The sequence below is a fragment of the Citrobacter sp. R-1.5.2 genome (assembly GCF_035064245.1).
Lineage (GTDB): Bacteria > Pseudomonadota > Gammaproteobacteria > Enterobacterales > Enterobacteriaceae > Citrobacter.
This window is the reverse complement of record NZ_JASEYC010000002.1, coordinates 462498-486244: the sequence shown is the minus strand read 5'-3', so window position 1 is coordinate 486244 and position 23747 is coordinate 462498. Positions and strand designations below refer to the sequence as shown.

General features: G+C 51.1%; 21 protein-coding genes and 3 tRNA genes. 8 read left to right on the top strand and 16 right to left on the bottom strand.

Annotated features, from left to right (window positions below):
• Positions 1–27: 27 nt before the first annotated feature.
• Positions 28–939, bottom strand: a complete 912-nt coding sequence (locus tag QMN38_RS06290; protein WP_271450217.1) for a DUF808 domain-containing protein — start codon at positions 937–939, stop codon at positions 28–30.
• Between the two features lie 178 nt (positions 940–1117).
• Between QMN38_RS06290 and yedA the strand changes: the two genes are divergently transcribed.
• On the top strand, positions 1118–2038 hold the full coding sequence (yedA, locus tag QMN38_RS06285; RefSeq protein WP_323604713.1) for a drug/metabolite exporter YedA: 921 nt from the start codon (positions 1118–1120) through the stop codon (positions 2036–2038).
• On the opposite strand, the gene QMN38_RS06280 is transcribed toward yedA, so the two are convergent.
• From QMN38_RS06280 to QMN38_RS06270, 3 genes are all read right to left on the bottom strand, one after another.
• A complete protein-coding gene (locus tag QMN38_RS06280) occupies positions 2030–2497 on the bottom strand; it encodes a very short patch repair endonuclease (RefSeq protein WP_271442397.1) in 468 nt (155 codons plus the stop codon). The two genes, yedA and QMN38_RS06280, sit on opposite strands and share 9 nt — an antisense overlap.
• Positions 2478–3908 carry a DNA cytosine methyltransferase gene (locus QMN38_RS06275; protein WP_416348254.1) on the bottom strand — a complete coding sequence of 477 codons (1431 nt, stop codon included), beginning with the start codon at positions 3906–3908 and terminating at the stop codon, positions 2478–2480. Before QMN38_RS06275 ends, QMN38_RS06280 begins: the two co-directional genes overlap by 20 nt.
• A 73-nt stretch (positions 3909–3981) precedes the next feature.
• Complete coding sequence (locus tag QMN38_RS06270) at positions 3982–4677, bottom strand: phosphohydrolase (protein ID WP_271454264.1); 696 nt, start codon at positions 4675–4677, stop codon at positions 3982–3984.
• A 442-nt stretch (positions 4678–5119) separates the two neighbouring features.
• Between QMN38_RS06270 and ompC the strand changes: the two genes are divergently transcribed.
• A complete protein-coding gene (gene ompC, locus QMN38_RS06265; protein WP_323604712.1) occupies positions 5120–6331 on the top strand; it encodes a porin OmpC in 1212 nt (403 codons plus the stop codon).
• Between the two features lie 170 nt (positions 6332–6501).
• On the opposite strand, the gene QMN38_RS06260 is transcribed toward ompC, so the two are convergent.
• Positions 6502–6591, bottom strand: a tRNA-Ser gene (locus QMN38_RS06260).
• A gap of 93 nt (positions 6592–6684) precedes the next feature.
• On the opposite strand from QMN38_RS06260, the gene mtfA reads away from it, so the two are divergent.
• Both mtfA and QMN38_RS06250 read left to right on the top strand, forming a co-directional pair.
• Positions 6685–7482: a DgsA anti-repressor MtfA gene (gene mtfA / locus QMN38_RS06255; RefSeq protein ID WP_121584795.1), complete on the top strand. Its 798-nt coding sequence runs from the start codon at positions 6685–6687 to the stop codon at positions 7480–7482.
• 99 nt (positions 7483–7581) lie between these two features.
• Positions 7582–7657: transfer RNA gene (locus QMN38_RS06250), tRNA-Asn, on the top strand.
• A 42-nt stretch (positions 7658–7699) separates the two neighbouring features.
• On the opposite strand, the gene cbl is transcribed toward QMN38_RS06250, so the two are convergent.
• Both cbl and nac read right to left on the bottom strand, forming a co-directional pair.
• Positions 7700–8650 carry an HTH-type transcriptional regulator Cbl gene (gene cbl, locus QMN38_RS06245; RefSeq protein ID WP_005127780.1) on the bottom strand — a complete coding sequence of 317 codons (951 nt, stop codon included), beginning with the start codon at positions 8648–8650 and terminating at the stop codon, positions 7700–7702.
• 101 nt (positions 8651–8751) lie between these two features.
• Positions 8752–9669, bottom strand: a complete 918-nt coding sequence (gene nac / locus QMN38_RS06240) for a nitrogen assimilation transcriptional regulator NAC (protein WP_271441749.1) — start codon at positions 9667–9669, stop codon at positions 8752–8754.
• A gap of 326 nt (positions 9670–9995) precedes the next feature.
• Between nac and QMN38_RS06235 the strand changes: the two genes are divergently transcribed.
• The 4 genes from QMN38_RS06235 (at position 9996) to QMN38_RS06220 (ending at position 14969) form a co-directional block, all read left to right on the top strand.
• Positions 9996–10071, top strand: a tRNA-Asn gene (locus QMN38_RS06235).
• Positions 10072–10285: 214 nt separating this feature from the next.
• On the top strand, positions 10286–11602 hold the full coding sequence (shiA, locus tag QMN38_RS06230; RefSeq protein ID WP_271454559.1) for a shikimate transporter: 1317 nt from the start codon (positions 10286–10288) through the stop codon (positions 11600–11602).
• A 118-nt stretch (positions 11603–11720) separates the two neighbouring features.
• The gene (locus tag QMN38_RS06225) at positions 11721–13175 is read left to right on the top strand and encodes an AMP nucleosidase (RefSeq protein ID WP_323604711.1); all 1455 of its coding nucleotides are present in this window, start codon (positions 11721–11723) and stop codon (positions 13173–13175) included.
• Positions 13176–13190: 15 nt separating this feature from the next.
• Positions 13191–14969, top strand: a complete 1779-nt coding sequence (locus QMN38_RS06220) for an aminopeptidase P family protein (RefSeq protein ID WP_323604710.1) — start codon at positions 13191–13193, stop codon at positions 14967–14969.
• Between the two features lie 54 nt (positions 14970–15023).
• Here QMN38_RS06220 and ptsG read toward each other — a convergent pair whose 3' ends face one another.
• The 9 genes from ptsG to fabG all read right to left on the bottom strand — a co-directional run bounded on the left by ptsG (position 15024) and on the right by fabG (position 23738).
• Positions 15024–16457 carry a PTS glucose transporter subunit IIBC gene (gene ptsG, locus QMN38_RS06215; RefSeq protein WP_137383018.1) on the bottom strand — a complete coding sequence of 478 codons (1434 nt, stop codon included), beginning with the start codon at positions 16455–16457 and terminating at the stop codon, positions 15024–15026.
• A 421-nt stretch (positions 16458–16878) separates the two neighbouring features.
• Complete coding sequence (locus QMN38_RS06210; RefSeq protein ID WP_323604709.1) at positions 16879–17676, bottom strand: metal-dependent hydrolase; 798 nt, start codon at positions 17674–17676, stop codon at positions 16879–16881.
• Positions 17677–17686: 10 nt separating this feature from the next.
• Complete coding sequence (holB, locus tag QMN38_RS06205) at positions 17687–18691, bottom strand: DNA polymerase III subunit delta' (protein ID WP_271450144.1); 1005 nt, start codon at positions 18689–18691, stop codon at positions 17687–17689.
• Positions 18688–19329 (bottom strand): dTMP kinase, encoded by a 642-nt coding sequence (tmk, locus tag QMN38_RS06200; protein WP_271441744.1) that lies wholly within the window; start codon positions 19327–19329, stop codon positions 18688–18690. The genes holB and tmk overlap by 4 nt, the downstream gene beginning before the upstream one ends.
• Positions 19319–20341, bottom strand: coding sequence for a cell division protein YceG (gene yceG, locus QMN38_RS06195; RefSeq protein WP_271456772.1), 1023 nt, complete (start codon positions 20339–20341; stop codon positions 19319–19321). Before yceG ends, tmk begins: the two co-directional genes overlap by 11 nt.
• A 2-nt stretch (positions 20342–20343) precedes the next feature.
• Positions 20344–21153 carry an aminodeoxychorismate lyase gene (pabC, locus tag QMN38_RS06190; protein WP_271441742.1) on the bottom strand — a complete coding sequence of 270 codons (810 nt, stop codon included), beginning with the start codon at positions 21151–21153 and terminating at the stop codon, positions 20344–20346.
• 130 nt (positions 21154–21283) lie between these two features.
• A complete protein-coding gene (fabF, locus tag QMN38_RS06185; protein WP_005129014.1) occupies positions 21284–22525 on the bottom strand; it encodes a beta-ketoacyl-ACP synthase II in 1242 nt (413 codons plus the stop codon).
• 86 nt (positions 22526–22611) lie between these two features.
• Positions 22612–22848 carry an acyl carrier protein gene (acpP, locus tag QMN38_RS06180; protein ID WP_000103754.1) on the bottom strand — a complete coding sequence of 79 codons (237 nt, stop codon included), beginning with the start codon at positions 22846–22848 and terminating at the stop codon, positions 22612–22614.
• Between the two features lie 155 nt (positions 22849–23003).
• Entirely contained in the window at positions 23004–23738 is a 735-nt protein-coding gene (fabG, locus tag QMN38_RS06175) for a 3-oxoacyl-ACP reductase FabG (RefSeq protein ID WP_003036255.1), read from the bottom strand.
• Positions 23739–23747 lie beyond the last annotated feature (9 nt).

Here is a 23747-nt window from a genome sequence, read left to right as displayed (position 1 = left end):
CGTTTTGCGTAATCTACCACGCGACAATTAGTGCGAAACTCCGCGTAATCTGGCAACCATGTTTACCAGCATTACCACGATCCCACCGATAATAAAGCCGAGCACCAGATTAAGCAGGGTCGGAAGCATGAAGGCAATGAATGAACTCTGTTGCTGGGCAAAGTGCTCAATCGCATGATGCAGGGGTGCAATGCCATGTACCACAATGCCGCCGCCAACTAAAAACATCGCCAGCGTACCAACCACGGAAAGTGATTTCATGAGCCAGGGAGCCACCACCAGCAATCCCTTACCCAGCGCCTGAGCAAGTGCGCTGCGCTTTTCTGCCAGCCAGTAGCCAATATCGTCGAGCTTCACAATAATACCGACCAGACCATACACACCAACGGTCACCACCAAAGCAATACCCGACAAAACCAGTACCTGATTCAACAACGGCGCATCCGCCACAATACCCAACGTAATGGCCACAATCTCCGCAGATAAAATAAAGTCGGTACGTACCGCCCCTTTGATTTTATCTTTCTCAAACGTCAGCGGGTCCTGTGCGGCAAGAGATGTCAGACGCTGCTGTCGTTCTTCCGGTGTTTCCTGGTGTTTTCGCGCTTCCAGGGTGTGAAGCACTTTTTCCACGCCCTCAAAACAGAGGAATGCCCCACCAATCATTAATAAGGGCGTGATCGCCCATGGAATGAAGGCGCTGATCAATAGCGCCAGCGGCACCAGGATAACTTTGTTGACGAAAGATCCTTTGGCCACACTCCAGACCACCGGAAGCTCGCGGTTCGCCCGCACGCCCGACACCTGTTGCGCGTTAAGCGACAAATCGTCTCCCAGCACACCCGCCGTTTTTTTCGCGGCCAGTTTTCCCATCACTGAGATATCGTCCAGAAGCGTGGCGATGTCATCAAGCAAGGTGAGTAAGCTACTTCCTGCCAAAATTTTAATCCTCAATATTATTTTTTTGCAGTCATAAGTATGAAGTAAAACACGCCATGCTGAAACTGACCTTTCTGGTCAACAAATATTTAACAACGGCAGGCAATTATAAATCTCGCCAGCATGATAGTTTTGACGTTTACTATGTTGCACCTTTTTATTTCCACCGTGAGGGATTATGCGTTTCAGGCAATTGTTACCACTTTTCAGTGCGCTCTTCGCGCTGTACATCATCTGGGGTTCCACGTACTTCGTTATTCGCATTGGTGTTGAAAGTTGGCCGCCGTTGATGATGGCTGGCGTGCGCTTTCTCTCTGCAGGCATTTTATTAACCGCATTCTTACTTATTCGCGGACATAAGCTGCCACCACTGCGCCCGCTCCTGAATGCTGCACTGATTGGTATCCTGCTATTGGCGGTAGGCAATGGCCTCGTTACCGTCGCAGAACATCAAAACGTCCCTTCCGGCATTGCCGCTGTGGTGGTTGCTACCGTCCCGCTGTTTACCCTGTGCTTTAGTCACTTTTTTGGCATCAAAACACGCAAACTGGAATGGATAGGGATCGCAATTGGGCTCGCCGGGATCATCATGCTTAACAGCGGGAGTAACTTAAGTGGTAATCCCTGGGGGGCGGTACTAATCCTGATTGGTTCAATGAGCTGGGCGTTTGGCTCCGTGTACGGCTCACGCATTACCTTGCCCGTTGGCATGATGGCCGGTGCTATTGAAATGTTAGCCGCGGGTATTGTGCTGATGTGCGCATCGCTGCTCTGTGGAGAAAAGCTGACCGCGATGCCAACCTTCTCCGGTTTTATGGCGGTGGCATACCTCGCTCTGTTCGGCTCAATTATTGCGATTAACGCTTATATGTTCCTTATTCGTAATGTAAGCCCGGCTTTGGCCACCAGCTATGCCTACGTCAACCCGGTGGTGGCGGTTCTGTTAGGTACGGGCCTGGGAGGTGAAAGCCTGGCGTTGATTGAGTGGCTGGCACTCGGGGTCATTGTTTTTGCCGTGGTATTGGTGACGCTAGGAAAATACTTATTCCCTGTTAAAGCGGACGCGGTCGCAACCCCATCGGAAAAATCATTACAGTAAATGAATGCCCTGAGAGTCGATCTGCGCGGTGGCTCCGCCGCCGCAGATCCATTCGATAACCCGCTCAGACAGTGCCTCGTCACCCAGTTTCTCACGCCCACGCAGGGCGCATTCCCAGACAATCAAGACTCGCCATCCCAACGACTGCAATTTTTCGCAGTCCCGCTTATCACGTACCACGTTTTTTCCTATCTTCTCCAGCCAGAACGCCGTGCGGGTTGCCGGAACTTTAAAGAGGTAACAATTGTGCTGATGCCAGAAACAGCCGTGGGTAAAGAGAACACAGCGATAATCATCCACCACAAAATCGGGTCGACCGGGCAACGTTGCATCCTGCACGCGAAACGTTACCCCCTGCTCCGTCAGGATGTCGGCCAGGCGTTTTTCGATCGCCGTATCGCGGGTCCCTATCGCCCGCATATTTTTACTGCGTGTCGCCTTATCGTGAACGTCTGCCATGCTGCTGTTCTTTCTCGCGTAGCGCAACAGCCTGTTTGATCTTCGGCTCCAGCAGTTTGGCTACCGCCGCAAATGCCGGGACGACCACCGAATTACCGAACTGGCGGTAAGCCTGGGTATCGGATACCGGAATGCGAAACTGGTAACCCTGAGGAGACTCAAACCCCATCAGGCGCGCACACTCTCTTGGTGTTAATCGACGAGGGCGATGTCGCTGATTGGCAGGATCATCGAAATCCTGTTCACCCAGCGCCATATCCCAGCCACGGTCTATCAAAATTTCTGCCCCATCCTTATAGTAACGTGCGGATAATGTGCGCGTTACGCTATCGGGGTTGCCGGGATAGACCATACCGTAACCAAATCCATTGCCCCGTGCCTGATGCTTTTTCGCATAACGATACAGGTATTTCCACAGAACCGGTGTCAGCACATATTTTGCATCAACGGTCGGTTCAAGCAGCTCTGCGAGCGTTGTTCGGCGATGAGGGTAGCGGCTGACAATATCACGCAACGTAAAGTCTGACTTCAGGTTCAGATCCCGCCGAAAACCGACGAGCACAATACGTTCACGATGCTGGGGTAAAAAATGTTGCCCATCGATAATCTTCGGGTCATCCGGGCCATTATCTGCTGCATCTGCCACGTCGTAGCCCAGTTCATCCAGCGTTTGCATGATGATACGAAAGGTTTTTCCCTGGTCATGACTCTTCAGATTTTTGACGTTTTCGAGCACAAATATAGCCGGTCGCCGCGCGTCGATAATTCGCACCACGTCAAAAAAAAGTGTGCCTTGCGTATCGCAGGCAAAACCGTGGGCGCGTCCTAACGCGTTTTTCTTTGATACCCCCGCCAGAGAAAATGGCTGGCAAGGGAAGCCGGCCAGCAGGACATCATGCTCGGGAACGTGTTGACGAATATGCTCAGCAGCCTGCTCGTCACTCACCCCCTCATGATGGCTGAGGGTGATATCGCGAATATCTTCATTAAAATGGTGCTGCTCAGGAGAGCAATAATTGTTCGCTTTATAGGTGCGAACAGCATGTTTGTTCCATTCACTGGTGAACACGCACTGCCCACCTATCGCTTCGAAACCACGGCGAATCCCGCCTATTCCGGCAAAAAGGTCGATAAACCGAAAGGCATAATGCGGATGGTGTGCAGGCGGCGTCGGGAGTAAAGAATACAGGTGAGCAAACTCACGATCGCTAAGGCGATGCCATGTTTCATTGGCGACCACACGCTTAAAGATGGCCGGGCTCCAGTGGTTTTCGCCGACGCCATTGAGATGAGCAACCAGCGTTTTCACATCATATATTTCAAGCAACTTAGCCAAAATCACCTGAACGGTAACTCCGGTATCATCTGTCATTGGTTTCATGGAGCCTGCTACTGAAAAATTATCCTGCATACGTTTAACCGGCCGAAATGGATAGTCGACAGGTTAACATAAATTGGTGCAATTGACGTTTCAGCAATGACGACTACTGATATGCTTTAAGGGGTTGAATCGCCGCAAAATCCAACATCTCATATTCTCCTTTTAATTCTGCGCTGAGTTTCGCCATATACGTCAGTAAGAAGTCAGCATTATGCTGCGCCAGATGCCGCCCTTGTTCGGTTTGCATTGTCAGTGGCAACGTCAGCAGTTTGGTCTGGAAATGATCGAGCGCGTACTGTTTATCATCCAGGTTGCGCTGCCGGGCAAACGGATCCTCCGCGTCAAACAATGCCACACCCAGCGAGCCAGAAACGGCAAACACACGCGCCAGACCGATGGCACCGAGCGCCTCAAGTCGATCGGCATCCTGAACGATTTTGGCTTCAAGGGTCGTGGGCGTAATTTTTGCGCTAAAACTATGCGCAGCGATAGCATGACTCACCGCATGTAGCCGATCCTGAGGAAATTCAGGAAAGTCCTGTGACAGTACGCGACAGGTTTCCTGTGCGGCCAGTACCGATGAACGATGACGTTCCGGATGATTTTTCGGTAAGCTGACAAGATCGTGGAAATAACACGCAGTCAGTACGACCAGCCAGTCAATACCTGCAGCAGTGCTCAGCTTTTGCGATGTCATCCACACGCGGCGAAAATGAAAGATGTCATGGGCGGCATCTTGCCCTGAATGCTTCTCACGCAGCCATGCTTCAAATTGTGACTGCCAGTATTGTAGTTTCACGCTTATTCTCTGTGCAGAAAGAGAACCACCTTAGCAACAATTTTCATCACAGACCACTGCCAGTCTCAGATTCACCATTATTATAAATGTTTCAATCTCTTTTGATATAAGAGTCCGTCAGTTGTCAATTCAAACAACCAAACCACCCGTTAATTACACACACCATCCAAAACACATAAATTACGCCAATTTAATATATTTATATGTATATATAAGCAAAATCCATAAAGTGATGATAAACATACATTTATAATAAAAATGAAATTTAATTAATCATACTCACTGCATTATAAAAAGCCGTTATAGAAACATTTTGAAATTCTTTATATATAATTGTTACACGTTATATTTAAAATTAAATGAACTTCATAGATAGTATCAAAATGTAGTTTTTTGGATGCACTACATATTCATATAAATTATTATCATAAGGAAATACATAATGAAAAGAAAAGTACTGGCAATTATTGTCCCCGCCTTATTAGCGGCCGGCGCTGCAAATGCAGCTGAAATCTATAATAAGAACGGCAATAAATTAGATCTGTACGGTAAAGTAGATGGCTTACATTATTTCTCTGATGACGCGAGCAATGATGGCGACCAGACTTACGTTCGTGTTGGCTTCAAAGGCGAAACTCAGATCAATAACATGCTGACGGGTTACGGCCAGTGGGAATATAACGTTCAGGCCAACAGCACCGAAGGTGAAGGCGCAAACTCCTGGACTCGTCTGGGCTTCGCTGGTTTAGGCTTTGGCGAATATGGCACCTTCGATTACGGTCGTAACTATGGCGTGGTATACGATGTAGAAGCGTGGACCGATATGCTGCCAGAATTCGGTGGCGATACCTACACCCAGACCGACGTTTATATGACAGGCCGTACCAACGGTGTTGCCACTTATCGTAACCACGGCTTCTTTGGTCTGGTTGACGGTCTGAACTTCGCTCTGCAGTACCAGGGTAATAATGAAAATGAAGGTGACATCTGGAGCAATCAGGAGGGTACTGGTAATAGTGCAAACCGTAAACTGGCTCGTGAAAACGGCGACGGGTTCGGTATGTCCACCTCCTATGACTTCGACTTCGGTTTAAGCCTGGGTGCGGCGTATTCTTCATCTGACCGTACCGATAATCAGGTCGCCCGCGGTTACAACGATGGCATTAATAGCCGTAACAGCTATGCTGGCGGTGACAAAGCTGATGCCTGGACCATCGGTGCGAAATATGATGCCAATGATATCTACCTGGCTGCGATGTATGCAGAAACCCGCAATATGACTGCATACGGCAAAGGTACTTATAAAAATGCTGCTGGTGACGATGTTGATAAAGGCGGTATCGCAAACAAAACGCAAAACTTTGAAGTTGTGGCTCAGTACCAGTTCGATTACGGTCTGCGTCCGTCCGTATCTTATCTGCAGTCCAAAGGCAGTGATTTAGGCGGTCAGAGAGTCAGCCATGGTAATTGGCGTTACGTTGACAAAGACCTGGTAAAATATGTTGATGTCGGTGTGACTTATTACTTCAACAAAAATATGTCCACCTACGTTGATTACAAAATCAACCTGCTGGATGAAGATGACAGCTTCTATGAAAGCAATGGCATCGCAACCGACGATATTGTTGCCGTTGGTTTAGTCTACCAGTTCTAATTTTGCACAAGACGTATCAGGCCTGCTTCATATGAAGCGGGCTTTTTGTTTATTTGAAGCGGATTTTTATGTCGCGAAGGCAATAGACTGACAAACTTGTGAGGATACTCAAAGAAAAAAACATCTGTAGCTGCTGACGTTGAAAGCAAGGCGTGCAAGTGTTTGAATAGTGGCGGAGAGAGGGGGATTTGAACCCCCGGTAGAGTTGCCCCTACTCCGGTTTTCGAGACCGGTCCATTCAGCCGCTCTGGCATCTCTCCGTTCTGGTGGTTGCCATGATGCCAGGTAATTTGGCATTTTAACAGACCCAGTTCCGTCAATTTCGTTCAAGTGACGAGTTTGCGAGCAAAACGATGATTAAGTGGCCCTGGAAAGAGCAAGAAACAGCCCGGAATGATGACTGGCCCTGGGATGATGCCCTGGCAATTCCTCTTCTGGTGAATCTTACTGAACAAGAACAAGCCAGGCTTATTGCCCTGGCCGAGCGTTTTTTACAGCAAAAAAGATTGGTTGCACTACAAGGATTTGAACTGGACGCACTAAAAAGTGCACGAATTGCTCTGCTTTTCTGTTTGCCTGTTCTGGAATTAGGCATCGAGTGGCTTGATGGTTTTCATGAAGTCCTCATTTACCCTGCCCCGTTTGTCGTGGATGACGAATGGGAAGATGATATTGGGCTGGTGCACAATCAACGGATTATTCAGTCAGGCCAAAGCTGGCAACAGGGTCCTGTGATCCTGAACTGGCTTGATATACAGGACTCCTTCGATGCTTCCGGCTTTAATCTGATTATTCATGAAGTGGCACATAAACTTGATATGCGTAATGGCGATCGCGCCAGCGGCGTTCCGGCTATCCCGCTGAGGGAAATTGCGAACTGGGAGCACGATCTCCATGCCGCGATGAACAATATCCAGGATGAAATCGATCTAGTGGGTGAAACGGCCTGCAGTATAGATGCCTACGCAGCAACCGATCCTGCAGAATGCTTTGCGGTATTATCCGAGTATTTCTTCAGCGCCCCCGAGTTGTTTGCACCACGTTTCCCGGCATTGTGGCAACGCTTTTTCCAGTTCTATCGCCAGAACCCAATGCTTCGGTTGCGCGATAGCCAGGAAGAAGACCATTTTCGCTCATCAAATGTGCATTAATACTGAATTTGAAGATTAATTAACCAATTGATATGGCGTGTTAATTTTACTGTTGACACGTCATGGTGAGGTCAGTAATATGCGCCTCGTTCACACGATTCCTCTGTAGTTCAGTCGGTAGAACGGCGGACTGTTAATCCGTATGTCACTGGTTCGAGTCCAGTCAGAGGAGCCAAATTTAAAAAGCCTGCTTAGGAAACTAAGCAGGCTTTTTGCTTTATATCTGATAATCAATCATCACTTCATCAGGCTCCATTGCCTGGCGTTTAATCTCTTCCACAGATAAACCTGCGTTGCATAGCTCGATGAATCGCCAGACGTAATTGCGCTGCAACTGACCACGTTTGAGCCCCAGCCAAACGGTGTTCGCATCAAATAAATGCCGGGTATCAAGGCGAGTTAACGTCCCCTCCTCCTGCTCGCCACTGGATTGCTCCGCCACCAGCCCGATTCCCAGCCCCAGCGCTACATACGTTTTAATCACATCCGAGTCCTGTGCACTGAGGATAATATCCGGCACCAACCCTTTACGCGCAAATGCCTCATCAATACGTGAGCGCCCCGTAATACCCTGCCGATAGGTAATGAGCGGCCAGTGAGCAATAGACTCAAGCGTAAGCGGGGAAGCCTTAACTAATGGATGATCATGTGGAACGAGCAGGCTGTGCTGCCAACGAAACCAGGGAAACGCCACCAACAGCGGATCGCTGCTGAGTCGTTCACTGGCAATACCAATGTCAGCGCCACCATTTTGCAGAAGAACGTCAATTTCTTGCGGTGTCCCCTGGATAAGCTCCAGGCGAACCTCCGGGAAGAGTTCACGAAATGCTTTGATCACCGCAGGCAGGCTATAGCGGGCCTGTGTGTGTGTGGTCGCAATGGTCAGCACACCAGACGTGTCATTGGTAAACAGGTCCGCCAGTCGGCGAACATTGCTGGCTTCATTAAGAATACGTTCAGCGATCACCAGCAGCGCCTTCCCCGGTTCGGTCATGCCAAGTAAACGCTTACCACGGCGAATAAAAATTTCGATGCCAAGTTCATCTTCAAGTTCGCGAATATGCCGACTTACCCCCGACTGCGAGGTATAAAGAATATTCGCGACTTCCGTCAGGTTGTAATCCTGGCGGGCCGCCTCGCGGATTATTTTAAGTTGCTGGAAATTCACTTTTCGCTCCGGGTACATCAGACATTACGCTATTGTTAAAGTCTGATGCCCGGCATAACAAATAATAAAAACCTGCATCTTATTCCTGGCTGGAATAAGGTTTAACTCACCAACTGTAGCTCACGATTGTCCAGAGCCGGACGGCTAACCAGCGACAACAGAATTTCTTTCACCGCCTGAGCCTGTGGTGTCAAACTGCCTCTGGCTGACATATTAAGCGAGAGGGGCAGATTCATTGAGGGCGTTGTAATCCGCGCCATCCAGCCATTCGCTGCATGACATAATGCCCGGGCTGCTGATTCAGGCAAAACCGTCACCCCCATACCGCTGGCAATCGCGGCCGTTAGGGTAGAGATAGAATCAATTTCACCTATTACTTTGGCCGTTAAGCGGCGCAGTGAGAAGGCTTCGTCAACACGGAGGCGAACCGCACTGTAATCCCGTGGCAGAAACAAATTCATCTGCGCGACTGCCGTTAAATCGACACTTGGCCCAGGACATTCACGCGTCCCCACCAGGAAAAGATCCTCTTTGAGTAACGGTTGACTGGAAATACCCGCGATCGGCGAGCGCTCGTAGAGCACCGCCATATCTAATTGACCACTGAGCAATTTATCGTTCAGCACCGCCCCGCTGTTTTCATGCAAATAGACCAGTACATCGGGCAGCTCGGCGCGAACGGTCTGTAATAACGGCATGGTAATTGATGATGCTGCAGTGCCAGGTGCCAGGCCAATAGAGACGTGTCCACTCAGGGTCTGCCCTACATTATTGACCGCAAGCTGTGCCTGTTCACACTGACGTAATATCGTCCGGGCGTGCGTATACAACACTTTCCCCGCCTCCGTCGGCGTCACCCCGCGTTTAGTGCGGATCAACAACTGTTGATCCAGTTCCCCCTCCAGCGTAGCAACCTGCTGGCTCAGCGCGGGCTGAGCGATATGCAATACTTCCGCTGCCTGGGTCAGGCTACCAATATCGACGATTTTCACGAAGTATTTCAGTCGTCTGAAGTTCATTTTGCCTCCTGTCGGAATACCAGAACCCATGCTGGCAGTCATGAAACTCAGGATTGCAAGATACTTGCCAGTTTCATCTGTAGACGAGTATTTAATGTTAAGCTCCCGTTAAGTAAGGGATGGCGCAGGAAAGGGATAGCCTCTCCTGATTCCGCCTTTTCCCGGACTGCCCCACAAGAGGTAGACACGCACCAGAATGGGGCAAATGCCTAAAAAGCATGAAAGATCGCCGCTTTGTTGAATTTGTCAGCAAACGAACACACAATTTCATTTACCCCTTTGACAACCCCCATCGCCCCCGCTAATATGCGCCTCGTTCACACGATTCCTCTGTAGTTCAGTCGGTAGAACGGCGGACTGTTAATCCGTATGTCACTGGTTCGAGTCCAGTCAGAGGAGCCAAATTTAAGAAGCCTGCTTAGGAAACTAAGCAGGCTTTTTGCTTATTAATTTCTTCAATCGTCTTATTTTTCATCTTGCCCTCTTGTAAGGGATAAAATCGTTTTATCTTCTCGTCTGTCGCGGTAGTCTCATTACAATCGTTTATATCTCGACTGCAATGTGCGTAACCTAACTCCAATACTAATAATTAAAAAACAGTACAGACAGGATAACTATGGATTCCACCCTCACCTCCACGGGTCCCCAGCAGGACACCTCATCGCTTAACCGTGCCCGACGCGCCGCACTCGGCAGCTTCGCGGGTGCCGTGGTCGACTGGTATGACTTTCTGCTTTATGGCATCACCGCCGCGCTGGTATTCAACCGCGAATTTTTTCCGCAGGTTAGCCCAGCAATGGGGACGCTCGCTGCCTTCGCCACCTTTGGTGTCGGGTTTCTGTTCCGCCCACTAGGCGGAATCATCTTCGGCCACTTTGGCGATCGCCTGGGCCGCAAACGAATGTTGATGCTTACCGTCTGGATGATGGGGATTGCAACTGCACTGATTGGTATCATTCCCTCTTTCGACACCATCGGCTGGTGGGCACCTGTCCTGCTGGTGACGCTACGTGCCATTCAGGGTTTCGCCGTCGGCGGCGAGTGGGGTGGCGCGGCGTTACTCTCTGTTGAAAGTGCCCCGAAAAATAAAAAAGCTTTCTACAGTAGCGGCGTTCAGGTCGGTTACGGCGTCGGGCTACTGCTCTCTACGGGGCTGGTCTCGTTGATTAGCTCGCAAACAACCGATGAGCAGTTCCTGAGCTGGGGCTGGCGTATTCCGTTCCTGTTCAGCATTGTGCTGGTTCTGGGCGCGCTGTGGATGCGCAACAGAATGGATGAATCGGCTGAATTTGAACAGCAAAAACAGGAACCCCAACCGGTGAAAAAGCGACTGCCGGTTATCGAGGCACTCACCCGTCACCCAGGGGCATTTCTGAAAATTATCGCCCTGCGTCTGTGTGAGCTCCTGACGATGTACATCGTCACCGCGTTTGCTCTCAACTACTCCACACAAAACCTGGGGCTGCCGCGCGAACTGTTTCTGAATATCGGGTTACTGGTTGGTGGGCTGAGTTGTTTGACCATCCCCTGCTTTGCCTGGCTTGCCGATCGCTTTGGCCGTCGGCGCGTTTATATTACCGGAGCACTGGTCGGTACACTCAGCGCCTTCCCGTTCTTCATGGCCCTGGAAGCGCAGTCCATCTTCTGGATAGTGTTCTTCGCGATTATGTTGGCCAACATTGCGCACGATATGGTGGTCTGCGTACAGCAGCCTATGTTTACCGGCCTGTTTGGCGCAAGCTATCGCTACAGTGGCGCGGGCGTGGGCTATCAGGTTGCCAGCGTTGTCGGCGGTGGTTTTACGCCTTTTATTGCCGCTGCATTAGTGACTTTCTCCGGCGGCGACTGGCACAGCGTTGCCATTTACCTGATGGCCGGATGCCTTATTTCGGCCGTCACCGCAATGCTGATGAGAGATAAGCAACACGCGTAAACCTTTATGCGAAGGCCATCGGGTCTTCGCATAATCTTCCTCAACGTCTGACTTTTGTTTCACATTCCTGTGACATACTATCGGGAGAGCAGTACATTTGTGGAACAAGGAGACAGACATGAACAATAAGGGCTCCAGCCTGACACCCGCTCAGGCACTGGATAAACTGGACGCGCTGTATGAGCAGTCGGTAAAGGCTCTGCGTAGTGCCATTGGTAAGTATATTGAAACAGGGACGCTCCCTGACGACACCGCCCGCCAAAACGGTCTTTTTGTTTACCCATCGCTTTGTGTCACCTGGGATGGCAGTGCCACAAACCCACCGAAAACGCGCGCATACGGACGTTTTACCCATGCAGGCTGCTATACCACGACCATCACCCGCCCGTCGCTTTTTCGCCCTTATCTTGAAGAACAACTGACGCTGCTGTATCAGGATTATGATGCGCATATTTCCGTCGAGCCATCACAGCATGAAATCCCCTATCCGTATGTAATTGACGGTTCTGAACTCACGCTCGACCGCTCGATGAGTGCCGGGTTAACGCGCCATTTCCCTACTACCGAACTCTCACAAATTGGTGACGAAACGGCAGATGGTACCTACCATCCGGCAGAGTTTTCTCCGCTGTCGCACTTCGACGCCCGTCGGGTCGATTTTTCTCTGGCGCGCCTGCGTCATTACACAGGAACACCGGTTGAGCATTTTCAGCCCTTCGTGCTGTTCACCAACTACACCCGCTACGTGGATGAATTCGTCCGTTGGGGCTGTAGTCAAATCCTTGACCCGGACAGTCCCTATATTGCGCTGTCATGCGCAGGGGGGATCTGGATCACTGCAGAAACTGAAGCACCGGAAGAGGCCATCTCCGATCTGGCGTGGAAAAAACACCAGATGCCTGCCTGGAATTTAATTACCGCCGACGGTCAGGGGATCACGCTGGTTAATATCGGCGTCGGCCCCTCTAACGCCAAAACCATTTGCGATCATCTGGCCGTGCTACGTCCTGACGTCTGGTTGATGATTGGCCACTGTGGTGGCCTGCGCGAAAGTCAGGCAATTGGTGATTATGTTCTGGCTCATGCCTATCTGCGCGACGACCATGTACTGGATGCCGTGCTGCCGCCGGATATTCCGATTCCCAGCATCGCCGAAGTTCAGCGCGCACTGTATGACGCCACCAAAGAAGTCAGCGGCATGTCGGGTGAAGAGGTTAAACAGCGGCTACGTACCGGCACCGTCGTCACCACCGACGATCGTAACTGGGAATTACGCTATTCCGCTTCTGCGCTGCGTTTTAACCTCAGTCGTGCCGTCGCTATTGATATGGAGAGTGCCACCATTGCAGCCCAGGGCTACCGCTTCCGCGTCCCTTATGGCACGTTGCTGTGTGTTTCCGACAAGCCACTGCATGGCGAGATCAAACTGCCAGGTCAGGCCAACCGTTTTTATGAAGGGGCTATTTCTGAGCACTTGCAAATTGGCATCCGGGCTATCGACCGACTGCGTGCTGAAGGCGACCGGCTGCATTCCCGCAAATTACGTACATTCAACGAACCGCCGTTCCGTTAAGGCCTGAAGGTAACTATGCACAACTCAACTCCCCTTTCCGCCCTGCGCAGTCTGCTATTAGCTCAGGGACTGGATGGCATGATTGTCCCCCGTGCCGATGCTCATCAGAGCGAAGATTGCACACTGCACGACAATAAACTGGCCTGGCTCACCGGCTTTAGCGGTTCCGCTGGTCTTGCATTGGTACTTCGCGATCGCGCGCTGATGTTTGTCGATGGGCGCTATCAGGTCCAGGTGCGTAACGAAGTCTCTCTCGATGATTTTGAAATCCATCATTTGCACGATGAACCTCTGGCCGACTATCTGCAGGCTTACGTCACCTCTGGTGCGCGTATCGGCTTTGAACCTCTGCTGATGGTCAACAGTCAATTTGAAGCACTGTCGGCTACTCACTGCAAACTGGTTCCGATGGAACGCGATCCCTTCGACCAGATCTGGCTCGACCGTCCAGCTGCCCCCTGTGGTGTTATTCGTGAAATGCCCATTGAGATAAGCGGTGAAAGTAGCGCGCATAAGCGCGTACGAATAGTGGAGCAACTGACTCAGCATCAGGCCGACGTGCTGGCGATCACGCTACCGGATAACATCGCATGGCTACTCAATGTACGTGGAGCCGATCTTGCGATGGTTCCGGTTCCTTTTTCGTTTGCCCTGCTCCATCGCAGCGGCGAACTGGAGTGGTTTGTTGATAATAATAAGACGCAGCAACTGCCTGCATCATTGCTGGAGACGGTCACGCTGGCCCCACAAGAGAACTTTCTCCCACGCTGCCAGCAACTTGCCCAAGGTAAGCGTTTCCTGGTTGATAAAGACTATGCGCCAGTCGCGCTGCGGTTCGCCATTGAGCAAAACGGGGGAGAGGTTCTCTGGGCCCCCGATCCCATCACATTAATTAAAGCGCATAAAAATGATGTTGAACTGTCAGGGTATCGGGAATGCCATGAACAGGATGGTGCCGCATGGGTAAACTTTCTGGCCTGGCTGGCGCATGAGGTCCCGCTGCGCGAGGCAGCAGGTAATCCTGTCACTGAACTGGAAGCACAGGCCAAACAGCTGGCGTTTCGCCAGCAGCAGCCAGGATTTATAGAACAAAGTTTCAGTACTATTTCCGCCTCTGCCAGCAATGCGGCGATGTGCCATTACCATTCCAGTGAGAAAACAAATACGCCCATCACCACACAGGCAATGTATCTGAATGATTCCGGCGGCCAGTATAAAAATGGTACTACGGATACAACAAGAACACTCGCCTTTGGTCCACAGGATCCGCAGCGACGACTGCATTACACCGCCGTGCTGAAAGGGTTTTTATCACTGATCTCATTGCAATTCCCCAGCGGCACGCAGGGTCATCAATTGGATGCGTTTAGCCGCCGGGCGCTTTGGGAGTTGGGTCTGGATTTTGACCACGGCACAGGACACGGTGTAGGCCACCAGCTACTGATCCATGAACAACCCCATCGAATTGCAAAAAAAGTAAATCCCTGGCCTTTGGTGGCGGGTAACATTATCACCATCGAACCCGGTTATTATCTGGCTGGACAATATGGCATCCGCATTGAAAATCAGGTGGAGATTATCAATAGCCGACCCGGTTTTTGCCGCTTCTCTACCTTGACACTGGTCCCCATCGATCTGAACCTTGTGGAATTGCATCTGCTGAGTGATGCAGAGAAACAGTGGATTGATGATTATCATCAACAGGTAAGAGAAACGCTATCGCCACGCGTGGGCAGCGACGCGCGCCCATGGCTGTTCGCTGCAACGGCGCCGATTCGCGTTCAAGCTAATTAAAACATAAAAAAGGCAGCCCGCAGGCTGCCTTAGTTCTCCCCAACTTCTTACTGCTTAGCTGTTACGGATGTACTCATCCATTTCAGTTTTCAGGTTATCGGACTTGGTACCGAAAATCGCCTGAACACCAGAGCCCGCAACCACAACGCCTGCCGCACCCAGTTTCTTCAGGCCAGCCTGATCCACTTTGGCAACGTCAGCAACGCTGACGCGCAGACGCGTGATGCACGCATCGAGGTTAGTGATGTTTTCTTTACCACCGAACGCGGCAACCAGGGCCGGAGCCATTTCGCCAGTCGCGCCCGCTTTGTTGTCTTCAGTCGCATCTTCACGACCCGGAGTTTTCAGGTCCAGCGCTTTAATCAACACACGGAAAATGGTGTAGTACACGATCGCATAACCGATACCGACAATCGGGAACAACCACAACTTGCTGCTGTTACCGGACAGAACGATAAAGTCGATCAGACCGTGGGAGAACGATGTACCGTCGCGCATACCCAGCAGAATACAGATTGGGAATGCCAGACCAGCCAGAATCGCGTGGATGATGTACAGGATCGGTGCCACGAACATGAAGGAGAACTCGATCGGCTCGGTAATACCGGTCAGGAACGAGGTCAACGCAGCGGAGATCATGATACCGCCCACTTTCGCGCGGTTTTCCGGTTTAGCAGAGTGCCAGATTGCAATAGCAGCAGCAGGCAGACCGTACATTTTAAACAGGAAGCCACCAGACAGTTTGCCCGCAGTTGGGTCACCTGCCATATAGCGAGGGATGTCGCCGTGGAATACCTGACCCGCAGCGTTGGTGTATTCACCGATCTGCATCTGGAATGGAACGTTCCAGATATGGTGCAGACCAAACGGCACCAGGCAGCGTTCGATGAAACCATAGATACCGAATGCGACAACTGGGTTCTGGTACGCCGCCCACTGGGAGAACGTCTGAATAGCAGTACCGATCGGCGGCCAAATGAAGGACAGGACCACACCGGTGAAGATGGCGGCCAGACCAGAAATAATAGGAACGAAGCGCTTACCGGCAAAGAAGCCGAGGTACTCAGGCAATTTGATTCGGTAGAAGCGGTTGAACATATACGCTGCGATCGCACCGGAGATAATCCCCCCGAGAACACCCGTATCTGCCAGGTGTTTCGCTGTGATCTCTTCAGCAGGTAAATGCAGAACCAACGGCGCAACAACAGCCATGGTCTTGACCATGATGCCGTAGGCAACAACTGATGCCAGAGCAGATACGCCGTCGTTGTTGGTGAAGCCTAACGCAACACCGATAGCGAAAATCAGCGGCATGTTCGCAAAAACAGAACCGCCTGCTTCTGCCATTACGTGCGATACAACGGCTGGCAGCCAGCTGAAGTTAGCGGAACCGACACCCAGCAGGATACCTGCAATCGGGAGTACGGATACCGGCAGCATCAGCGATTTACCGACCTTTTGCAGGTTAGCAAATGCATTCTTAAACATAATTAGGAGTGCTCCTGAGTATTTGTGCTTTTATACACTTCATCCTGCAAGCCGCCTCGGCGCTGGCTGCGTTCATTTACCCCAGTGGCTTACCCACGTAAGCTCCTGGCGATTCACTCACTTGCCGTCTTGACGCAAGCTTGCATGATATTGTGTATTTCTACGTTCTCACGCATTGGCGAGGGGGGAGAACCTCGCCGTGGACAGGGCATCTAAGTACCCTTTATTTATTACACAGAGTAAAATAATTCAGTTCATTTTTGTTTGACGGCTATCACAATTCAGCTGTGGATGGCCGAAAAACTCGCACATTCTGATAAAATGAGTATCTGAATGTTTCCAACTGGTTATTCACCGCCCATTTTGTGGCGGTGAACTTTACTCGCTTTATTTATTAATTACGAGCTTTAAAAAAACTCAGTTAGCGGACTGATTGCAGGCGAGAAGCGTCGATGTGAAACAGGCGGGCAAAGTTATCTGTGGTGATTTGCGCCAGTTCTTCAACGGCAACACCTTTCAATACGGCCATGTACTCTGCGACATCACGAACCATGGCGGGCTGATTCTCTTTTCCGCGATGCGGTACAGGCGCAAGGTATGGGGAATCAGTCTCAACCAACAAACGATCCAGAGGAACATAACGCGCGGCATCACGGAGCTGTTCGGCATTGCGGAACGTGACGATGCCAGAAAATGAAATATAAAATCCGAGATCCAGCAATTTACCCGCAGTTTCCCTGTCCTCTGTAAAACAGTGTAGTACGCCGCCACAATCCGTCACTTTTTCTTCGCGCAGAATCGACAGCGTATCGGCACGCGCATCGCGGGTATGAACGATAACTGGCTTGTGTAACTCACGGCCAATCTGGATATGGTGGATGAATGATTCCTGCTGGCGAACTTTAGTTTCCGGAGTGTAAAAATAGTCTAACCCCGTTTCACCCATCGCAACGACGCCCTCTTCGGCGGCAAAACGACGCAAATCCTCGACCTCATAGGTTTCATCCTGGTTTAGCGGATGAACACCACATGAGAAAACCACATTGTCACGCTCACCAACCAGTTCGCGCATACTGCGGTATCCTGGTAGTGTGGTGGCAACAGCAAGACAGAACTTCACATCACGCGCGGCCGCTTTCGCCAGCACGTCATCCACGTCCTTATGCAGAGATTGATAATCCAGACCATCAAGATGGCAGTGTGAGTCGACTAAGAACATAATGTCTCTCTCAAAGATGGGGAACAGGCAGTATGGTGCCTGGTTGCAGATAATGCTCAGTACGGAGAATAAGATCGGTTAATACCAGTTCACGGTTTACGCCGGTCACATTTAGCAATTGCTGACGACAGTGACAAACATCACCGAGTATCGCCTGTATCTGCGCAACGGATAACCGCTCAGCGATTGACGATATCAACGCCAGAGCGTCAGGATTGGTTAAATGGGCCACACCATACGGGCGTTTGAGGGCATCTGTAAACAACGTTGCCAGCCAGTGTAAACGGGTCGCAGCTTGCTCATGATTAAGTGCCGCCAACAGGATATACCAGTCGCCGGATTGCAATGTGTTCGCCAGTGCCACACAGAAGTCAGTCCGGTGCGCCCAGCTTTCAGCTTGTAGCAACGTTAATGCCGCTCCGGGCGACCCGGCACTCAGCCGTAATGCGCTCAGTAGCGCCTCCTGAGATGCCGTCACTTCGCGGGCAAGCCAGGAAATGGCATACGATTCAGGCGGGGGAGCAAGATGATGTAACCGACAGCGGCTGCGTAGCGTCGCCAATAATCTTGCCGGCTCTGTGCTGGCGAGGAAAAACCAGGTCTGTGCCGGTGGCTCTTCCAGCGTTTTCAGCAAAGCATTGGCTGCCGCATCGGTCAACTGAGCAGCATCGGGGATCCATACCACCTTTGCCCCTCCCAGCCGTGAGTGCTCGTAGAGCTTCTCACTGACTTCACGTACCGCATCAACACCCAGCGTACTTTTTCCTTTTTCTGGCAGCAGCGAATAGTAGTCAGGGTGTGTACCTGCCTGCATCAACTGACAGCCACGGCAGTGCCCGCAGCTTTTGTGTCCTTCCGGCTGCTGGCACATTAAATAGCGGCTAAGAGCGTAAATCAGCGCGTCGTCACCCATTCCGGGTAACGCCTGAATCAGTAGCGCATGGTGACCACGACCCGCCTGGTAGCTGGCTACCAGTTTTTCAAAATCTGGTCGTAACCATGGATACCATTTCATGCGCCCTGCTCCTTCACCCACTCGGTGATGGTATTGCGGATATCCTCCATCACGACATCAAGCGGCTGTGTTGCATCAATCGTACGAATACTGGCGTCTTTGGCAGCCAGTTCAAGGTAGCGTGCGCGGGTGCGATTGAAGAAATCGAAAGACTCCTGTTCAATACGATCCAGTTCACCACGTGCTCGAGCACGTTTTAACCCTACCTCGGGTGTCACATCCAGATACAGGGTCAGGTCAGGGCGAAAATCGCCGAGCACGGCATCACGCAGTGTTGCCAGCATGTTTTGATCGATGCCACGGCCGCCGCCCTGATAGGCCTGAGTCGACAGATCGTGACGATCGCCAATAACCCAGCGGCCTTTTGCCAGCGCTGGCTTAATCACGGTTTCAACCAGCTGTACGCGCGCGGCATAAAACATCAGGACTTCGGCTTTATCGGTAATCACTTCATCGCCGACCGATTTGATGTCCAGCACCAGACTTCTTAATTTCTCCGCAAGCTGGGTCCCACCGGGTTCGCGGGTAAATACCATGTCGCGAATCCCAAGCTGCTCAAGTGTCTCGACCACTACGTCACGCGCAGTGGTTTTTCCGGCACCTTCCAGGCCCTCGATGACGATGTAATTACTGCCCATTTTTTTCCTTAAGCACTTTCAGATAATCCTGCACGGAGCGGTTGTGGCTGACAAGATTAGTGTTAAACGTGTGCCCGCCTTTACCGTCAGCCACGAAATAGAGATACGGGGTCTTTGCCGGATGTGCGGCCGCCTGCAGCGAAGCCTCACCAGGCATGGCAATCGGACCCGGCGGCAAACCTGTGATGGTATAAGTGTTATAGGCGGTCGGCATTTCCAGATCTGCACGCGACAATTTACCATTATACCGTGCCCCCATACCGTAAATCACGGTCGGATCGGTCTGTAAGCGCATACCGATACGTAAGCGGTTAATAAAGACTGAGGCCACCTGGTCACGCTCGCTGGCAACAGCGGTCTCTTTCTCAATAATTGAGGCCATCGTCACCAGTTGATTTTTGTCTTTATACGGCAGGCCATCAGCGCGCCCTTCCCAGACCGTATCCACGGCTTTAACCATCTTTTGATTCGCACGCTTCAGCAACGCCACATCGGTAGTATTCGCGGTATACATCCAGGTATCTGGCCAGAACCAGCCTTCCACCCATTCCGGGTTTTCCAGCTTCAATGCCCTGGCGACGGTTTCGTAGCTATCATCGCTCAGCGTATGCTTGATATACGGCGCATCGCGCAATTGTTTCAGGTAATCGCTCAGGCGCATCCCCTCGACCAGACGTAACGGAAACTGTGCTTCTTTGCCGCTTTCCAGCAATTGCAGCATCTCGCGTACGGTCATATCAGGCGTTAAACGGTAGGTTCCGGCTTTAAAATGCGAAAGATCGGGTTCAACACGTAACAACCACTGGAATACCCGCGGACGATTAATAACCTTGTCCGTATACAGTTGTTCCCCCAGCGCCAGACGGCCCGTCCCCGCTTTTAGCGTAAAAATAGTCTCTTCTTTGATCAATAACTTACTGTCCGCCAGATGGCGAACTTTCCACATTCCCACTCCCGCGGCAATGCCCAGCACAACCAGCAATAACAGGACAACGAGTAACAATTTTTTCATGACTAATTTGGGTGCTCACAAAGTGGGGCTAAAAAATTGAATAACAAACGTGAAGACAACGGCCTGTCATCACAGGTACGCACGGGGAGAACAGGCATTAATGCATTGCAGACGACGATTTCTTCAGCCTGCATAACCTCCTCCAACCCGGCATACACTTCGACAACCCTGAAAGGCGATTGTGCCAGCATACGTATACAGAATTGTCGCATAATGCCATTCACACCAGCCTGATCCAGCCGCGGCGTATAAACCACGTCGTCTTTTCGCCAGAACAAATTAGCCGCACAGCATTCCGTAACCCATCCCTCGCTGTCAAGCACCAGCGCTTCATCGGCATCCGTCTGTTCAAGATGAGAGCGGATCAGCACCTGCTCCAGCCGATTCAGGTGTTTAAGCCCGGCAAGCATCGGATTGCGTCCCAGACGAACAGGACTTAACGCCAGCACGATGCCTTGCTTTCGCCAGCTATCATAATGTGCAGGGTAAACAGAAACGGAGAGGATACGAGTCGGCTCAAGACAGCTTGCCCCACTGTAACCACGACCGCCACTGCCACGACTGATAATCACTTTCAGTACGCCACGTGCATGGCCTGCAGCCAGTTTTTCCATTTCAGCTTGCAGTTCTGACCACTTATCGAAGGGGATAAACAATGCTTGGCATGCGTCCTGTAAACGCTGGAGATGCGCTGCAAAAAAACAAATTTTTCCGTCGGTAATACGCGCAGTGGTAAAGCATCCATCACCAAACTGCGTCGCCCGATCGCTGGCAGCCAGCATTTCCTGCTCACGGCCATTAATTAAGAACATAGTGGCTCCTTATTCGTGGTCCGCTAGTTTGGCAGGATGAGTCACCCAGGACAAGGACTGAAAATTGAATAAAAAAAGGCCCGACAAGCGGGCCTTTTCTCTTAGAGCCTGGTAGGTCACCTTCGGGTACTTAGATCTTTTTGAAGATCACAGAACCGTTGGTACCACCGAAGCCGAAGGAGTTGCACAGTGCATATTCCATACCGCTAACCTGACGCGCCTCGTGCGGAACGAAGTCCAGGTCACAACCTTCATCCGGGTTATCCAGGTTGATGGTTGGCGGAACTGCCTGATCGCGCAGCGCCAGAATAGAGAAAATAGACTCTACCGCGCCCGCAGCACCCAACAGGTGTCCGGTCATGGATTTGGTTGAACTGACCATCACGCTACGTGCAGCATCACCAAACACCGATTTCACGGCCTGGGTTTCTGCTTTATCACCTGCTGGTGTGGACGTACCATGCGCATTGACATAGCCAATACGTCCAGGTTCAATCGCCGCATCGCGCAGTGCATTGACCATCGCCAGTGCAGCACCTGCACCGTTTTCCGGAGGTGATGTCATATGGTAAGCATCGCTGCTCATACCAAAGCCAACCACTTCAGCATAGATTTTTGCGCCACGTGCTTTCGCATGCTCGTACTCTTCCAGTACCACCATACCTGCGCCGTCGCCCAGCACAAAACCGTCACGCTCTTTGTCCCACGGACGGCTTGCCGCTTGCGGGTTATCGTTACGCGTAGACAGCGCACGTGCTGCGCCAAAGCCACCCACACCCAGCGGCGTACTGGCTTTTTCTGCTCCACCCGCAACCATCGCGTCTGCATCGCCGTATGCAATGATACGCGCGGCATGACCGATGTTGTGCACGCCTGAAGTACAGGCCGTGGCGATGGAGATGCTTGGCCCTTGCAGGCCGTACATGATGGTCAGATGACCCGCCACCATGTTAACAATCGTCGACGGAACGAAGAACGGGCTGATCTTACGCGGTCCACCATTTACCAGAGAGGTATGGTTTTCTTCGATAAGACCGAGACCGCCAATACCGGAGCCGATAGCGGCGCCAACACGGTGAGCGTTCTCTTCCGTAATTTCGAGGCCAGAATCCTGCATGGCCTGAACGCCAGCGACAATTCCATATTGAATGAAGGCATCCATCTTGCGCTGTTCTTTGCGCGAGATAATGTCGTCACAGTTAAAATCCTTTACTAAGCCAGCAAATTTCGTTGCATAGGCGCTAGTATCGAAATGGTCGATCAGGCTGATGCCACTCTGACCGGCAAGGAGAGCTTTCCAGGTAGACTCTACGGTATTGCCGACAGGAGACAACATGCCCAGTCCGGTCACAACTACACGACGCTTAGACACGGTTGTCCTCCAGGGAGGGAAAAATAATTCAAGTGGGAAAAAAAGATAAAACTCAGGCGGTCGAATGACCGCCTGGAGATGTTCACTTACGCCTGGTGGCCGTTGATGTAATCAATGGCAGCCTGAACGGTAGTGATTTTCTCAGCTTCTTCGTCCGGAATCTCAGTATCAAACTCTTCTTCCAGAGCCATTACCAGCTCAACGGTGTCAAGAGAATCCGCGCCCAGGTCTTCAACGAAGGAAGCATTGTTGGTAACTTCTTCCTGCTTAACGCCAAGCTGTTCGCCGATAATTTTCTTAACGCGTTCTTCGATAGTGCTCATACTCTTAAATTTCCTATCAAAACTCGCTTTCGCGATGGTTTTCGTAGTGTATAAAATGTTGAAAAATTTGCAACTAAATCCCGGCAGGTCTTACCACGATTTTACGTTATTTTGAGGCCATTCGCCCTAATAACGCAAATATTTTTCAATCGTGGTTAAACCATGTACATCCCGCCGTTGACGTGCAAAGTCTCACCAGTGATGTAACTTGCTTCGTCGGAAGCTAAAAATGCAACCGCGCTGGCGATTTCCTGAGCGCCACCAAGGCGACCCGCAGGAACCTGCGCCAGAATACCCGCACGCTGATCATCAGACAGCGCACGCGTCATGTCCGTTTCAATAAAGCCCGGAGCAACAACGTTTACAGTAATACCACGGGACGCGACTTCACGCGCCAGTGATTTACTGAAGCCAATCAGACCCGCTTTCGCCGCAGCGTAGTTAGCCTGACCCGCATTTCCCATGGTACCAACCACAGAACCGATAGTGATAATACGACCATGACGCTTTTTCATCATAGCTCGCATTACCGCTTTTGACAGACGGAAAACAGATGACAGGTTGGTTTCGATGATATCGTTCCACTCGTCATCTTTCATGCGCATTAACAGGTTATCACGAGTAATCCCGGCATTATTGACCAGGATATCGACTTCACCAAATTCTGCACGAATATTTTCCAGAACAGATTCGATAGATGCAGGATCGGTCACATTCAACATCAGACCTTTACCATTTGCACCTAAGTAATCGCTAATGGCCTGCGCGCCGCTTTCGCTTGTTGCAGTACCGATCACTTTCGCGCCACGGGCAACGAGTGTCTCAGCAATTGCGCGGCCAATGCCACGGCTTGCACCGGTAACCAGCGCGATTTTTCCTTCAAAACTCATGGTTTTCCT

Excerpts from the sequence above, each read along its gene's own strand:
- yedA (WP_323604713.1), top strand. The coding sequence starts at position 1,118 with ATGCGTTTCAGGCAATTGTTACCACTTTTCAGTGCGCTCTTCGCGCTG.
- QMN38_RS06280 (WP_271442397.1), bottom strand. The coding sequence starts at position 2,497 with ATGGCAGACGTTCACGATAAGGCGACACGCAGTAAAAATATGCGGGCG.
- QMN38_RS06275 (WP_416348254.1), bottom strand. The coding sequence starts at position 3,908 with ATGCAGGATAATTTTTCAGTAGCAGGCTCCATGAAACCAATGACAGAT.
- ompC (WP_323604712.1), top strand. The coding sequence starts at position 5,120 with ATGAAAAGAAAAGTACTGGCAATTATTGTCCCCGCCTTATTAGCGGCC.
- mtfA (WP_121584795.1), top strand. The coding sequence starts at position 6,685 with ATGATTAAGTGGCCCTGGAAAGAGCAAGAAACAGCCCGGAATGATGAC.
- nac (WP_271441749.1), bottom strand. The coding sequence starts at position 9,669 with ATGAACTTCAGACGACTGAAATACTTCGTGAAAATCGTCGATATTGGT.
- shiA (WP_271454559.1), top strand. The coding sequence starts at position 10,286 with ATGGATTCCACCCTCACCTCCACGGGTCCCCAGCAGGACACCTCATCG.
- QMN38_RS06225 (WP_323604711.1), top strand. The coding sequence starts at position 11,721 with ATGAACAATAAGGGCTCCAGCCTGACACCCGCTCAGGCACTGGATAAA.
- QMN38_RS06220 (WP_323604710.1), top strand. The coding sequence starts at position 13,191 with ATGCACAACTCAACTCCCCTTTCCGCCCTGCGCAGTCTGCTATTAGCT.
- ptsG (WP_137383018.1), bottom strand. The coding sequence starts at position 16,457 with ATGTTTAAGAATGCATTTGCTAACCTGCAAAAGGTCGGTAAATCGCTG.
- QMN38_RS06210 (WP_323604709.1), bottom strand. The coding sequence starts at position 17,676 with ATGTTCTTAGTCGACTCACACTGCCATCTTGATGGTCTGGATTATCAA.
- holB (WP_271450144.1), bottom strand. The coding sequence starts at position 18,691 with ATGAAATGGTATCCATGGTTACGACCAGATTTTGAAAAACTGGTAGCC.
- tmk (WP_271441744.1), bottom strand. The coding sequence starts at position 19,329 with ATGGGCAGTAATTACATCGTCATCGAGGGCCTGGAAGGTGCCGGAAAA.
- yceG (WP_271456772.1), bottom strand. The coding sequence starts at position 20,341 with ATGAAAAAATTGTTACTCGTTGTCCTGTTATTGCTGGTTGTGCTGGGC.
- pabC (WP_271441742.1), bottom strand. The coding sequence starts at position 21,153 with ATGTTCTTAATTAATGGCCGTGAGCAGGAAATGCTGGCTGCCAGCGAT.
- acpP (WP_000103754.1), bottom strand. The coding sequence starts at position 22,848 with ATGAGCACTATCGAAGAACGCGTTAAGAAAATTATCGGCGAACAGCTT.
- fabG (WP_003036255.1), bottom strand. The coding sequence starts at position 23,738 with ATGAGTTTTGAAGGAAAAATCGCGCTGGTTACCGGTGCAAGCCGTGGC.